The organism is Roseateles sp., from assembly GCF_036404855.1.
Lineage (GTDB): Bacteria > Pseudomonadota > Gammaproteobacteria > Burkholderiales > Burkholderiaceae_C > Pelomonas.
The window spans coordinates 1-3,154 of the sequence record NZ_DASWYS010000142.1 but is presented as its reverse complement, the minus strand read 5'-3'; the positions used below and the strand labels follow the sequence as shown (position 1 = coordinate 3,154).

At 70.0% G+C, this 3,154-nt stretch carries 2 protein-coding genes; both read left to right on the top strand.

The window, feature by feature from the left end; all coding sequences use genetic code 11:
• The first annotated feature begins 2 nt into the window (after positions 1-2).
• Positions 3-1,430 carry an efflux RND transporter periplasmic adaptor subunit gene (locus tag VGF12_RS09370; RefSeq protein WP_331175766.1) on the top strand — a complete coding sequence of 476 codons (1,428 nt, stop codon included), beginning with the start codon at positions 3-5 and terminating at the stop codon, positions 1,428-1,430.
• Positions 1,427-3,154, top strand: a 1,728-nt coding sequence (locus tag VGF12_RS09365; RefSeq protein WP_331175765.1) for a CusA/CzcA family heavy metal efflux RND transporter, incomplete at its 3' end; no start/stop codon positions are given. The genes VGF12_RS09370 and VGF12_RS09365, both read left to right, overlap by 4 nt.

The following is a 3,154-nucleotide window of genomic DNA, read 5'->3' as shown; positions in this document are numbered from 1 at the left end:
GCCTGCTGGCCCTCGGGGTGGGGGTGGGCGTGGTGCTGTCGCGCTGGATGCCGACGGCGGCTGTGCAACCCCAAGTAGCGGCCGAGCGCAAAGTGCTGTACTGGTATGACCCCATGGTCCCGGGACAGAAGTTCGACAAGCCGGGCAAGTCGCCCTACATGGACATGCAGCTGCAGCCTCGCTACGCCGACGAGGGTGATGCTGCCGAGGGCAGCGCGCTGCGCGTGGCGCCGGAGGCCGTGCAGGCACTGGGCGTGCGCACTGCCACCGTGGAACGGCGCGAACTCGCCGCCCATGTGGTGGCGCCGGGCACGGTTCAGCTGAACGAGCGCGACGTGAGCATCGTGCAGGCGCGCAGCGGCGGCTTCGTCGAGAAGGTCTATGCCCGCGCGCCGGGTGATGTGATCGCGGCCGGCGCACCGCTGGTCGACTTGCTGCTGCCGGACTGGGTGGCGGCGCAGCGCGAGTACCTGGCAGTGCGCGCGTTGGGTGACGCCGCGCTCGGCGCGGCGTCGCGCCAACGCATGCTGCTGCTGGGCATGCCGGAATCGCTGGTGGCCGCCGTGGAGCGCAGCGGCCAGGTGCAGGCTCGGTACACCGTCGTCGCGCCGCAGGGCGGGCTGATCGCGGAGCTGATGGTGCGTCAGGGCATGGCGGTGTCGGCCGGCATGAGCCTGGCTCGCATCAACGGGCTGGGCTCGGTCTGGTTCGAGGTGGCGGTGCCCGAAGCGCAGGCCGGCGTTGTTGCCATGGGCCAGACCGCGGAGCTGCGTTTCGCGACCTGGGGCCCCGAGGTCTTCAAGGCGCGCGTGGCGGCCGTGCTGCCCGAAGCCAGCGGCGAGACGCGCACGCTAAGACTGCGGCTGGAGCTGCCCAACCCCGGGCAGCGGCTGAAGGCCGGCATGTCCGGCCAGGCCAGCCTGCAAGGCCCGACGCGCGCCGAACTGCTGGTGCCCAGCGAAGCGGTGATACGCACTGGCCGCCGCGCACTGGCCTATGTGGTGGACGCGCCGGGGCGGTTCCGCCCGGTGGCCGTCCAGCCGGGTCGCGAGGTCGACGACTGGCTGGTCATCACCGCGGGCTTGGAGGCTGGGCAGCAGGTCGTCGCGTCGGCGCAGTTCCTGATCGACTCCGAGGCGAGCCTGCGCGGTGTGCTGCCGCAGGCGTCGGCGTCGGCGGCGCATGCCGAGGTACACAGCTCGCGGGGCCGCATCGACGCGCTGGGCCGGGGCGAGCTGACACTGTCCCACGAGGCCGTGCCGGCACTGCGCTGGCCGGCCATGACCATGGACTTCAAGCTGGCCGACGCCCGGCTGGCGGCGGGCCTGAGGCCGGGACAGGCGGTGAGCTTCAGTTTCAGCAAGCAGGGCGAGGACTATGTGGTGGTGGACATCCGGCCGCAGACGGCGTCCAAGGGAGGCCGGCCATGATCGCGCGGCTGATCCGCTGGTCGGTCGGCAACCGGCTGCTCGTGCTGCTGGCGACGCTGCTGCTGCTGGGATGGGGCCTCTGGGCGGTTCGAAGCACGCCCATCGATGCATTGCCCGACCTGTCCGACGTGCAGGTCATCATCCGCACCGGCTACGCTGGTCAGGCGCCGCAGATCGTCGAGAACCAGGTGACCTACCCACTGGCGACGACCATGCTGTCGGTGCCGGGCGCAAAGACCGTGCGCGGCTTCTCGTTCTTCGGGGACTCCTTCGTCTACGTGCTCTTCGAGGATGGCACCGACCTGTACTGGGCCCGCTCCCGGGTGCTGGAGTACTTGAGCCAGTTGCAGGGGCGGCTGCCCGCGGGCGCCAAGCCGGCGCTCGGGCCGGACGCCACAGGCGTGGGTTGGATCTTCCAGTACGCGCTGGTGGACCGCCGTGGCAAGACGGACCTGGCCCAGTTGCGCTCGCTGCAGGACTGGTTCTTGAAGTTCGAGCTGAAGAGCCTGCCCAATGTGGCCGAGGTGGCCAGCGTGGGCGGCATGGTCAAGCAGTACCAGGTGGTGCTGGACCCGACCCGGCTGGCGTCCCTGGGCGTGACCCAGACCCAGGTGCGCGAGGCGCTGGTCGCCGCCAACCAGGAGGCCGGCGGCTCGGTGCTGGAGCTTGCGGGTGCCGAGTACATGGTGCGCGCCGGCGGCTACCTCAGGACACTGGGCGACTTCCGCGCCATCCCGCTGGCGGTGCGCGCAGGCGTGCCGGTGCGGCTGGGCGACGTGGCGAGCGTGCAGGTCGGGCCGGAGATGCGGCGCGGTATCGCCGAGCTGGACGGGGAGGGCGAGGTGGCCGGCGGCGTGGTCATCCTGCGTTCAGGCAAGAACGCGCAACAGACCATTGCCGCAGTGAAGAAGAAGCTGGCGGAGCTGCAGGCGGGCCTGCCCCCGGGCGTGGAGATCGTCACCACCTACGACCGCAGCGCGCTGATCGAGCGCGCCGTGGACAACCTGATCTACAAGCTGGCCGAGGAGTTCCTGGTCGTCGCGCTGGTCTGTGTGGTGTTCCTGTGGCATCTGCGCTCGGCGCTGGTCGCCATCATCTCGCTGCCCCTGGGCGTGCTGGCGGCCTTCGTCGTCATGCGCTACCAGGGCATCAACGCCAACATGATGTCGCTGGGCGGCATCGCCATTGCGATCGGCGCCATGGTCGATGCGGCGGTCGTCATGATCGAGAACGCGCACAAGAAGCTGGAGGCCTGGCAGCACGCCCATCCCGGCCGGGAGCTGGTGGGGGCGGAGCGCTGGCGGGTCATCACCGAGGCGGCCGAGGAGGTCGGGCCTGCGCTGTTCTTCTCGCTGCTCATCATCACGCTGTCCTTCATCCCCGTGTTCACGCTGGAGGCGCAGGAAGGGCGACTGTTCGGTCCGCTGGCCTTCACCAAGACCTATGCGATGGCGGCGGCGGCCGGCCTGGCGGTCACGCTGATCCCGGTGCTGATGGGCTACTGGATACGCGGCCGCATTCCCGACGAGCAGAAGAATCCAATCACGCGAGCGTTGATCGCCGTCTACCGTCCGGCGCTCGAATGGGTGCTGCACTGGCCCAAGGCGACGCTGGCGCTGGCGGTGGCGGTGCTTCTGACCACGGCCTGGCCACTGATGCATTTGGGAGGCGAGTTCCTGCCCAGCATCGACGAAGGCGATCTGCTGTACATGCCCTCGGCCCTG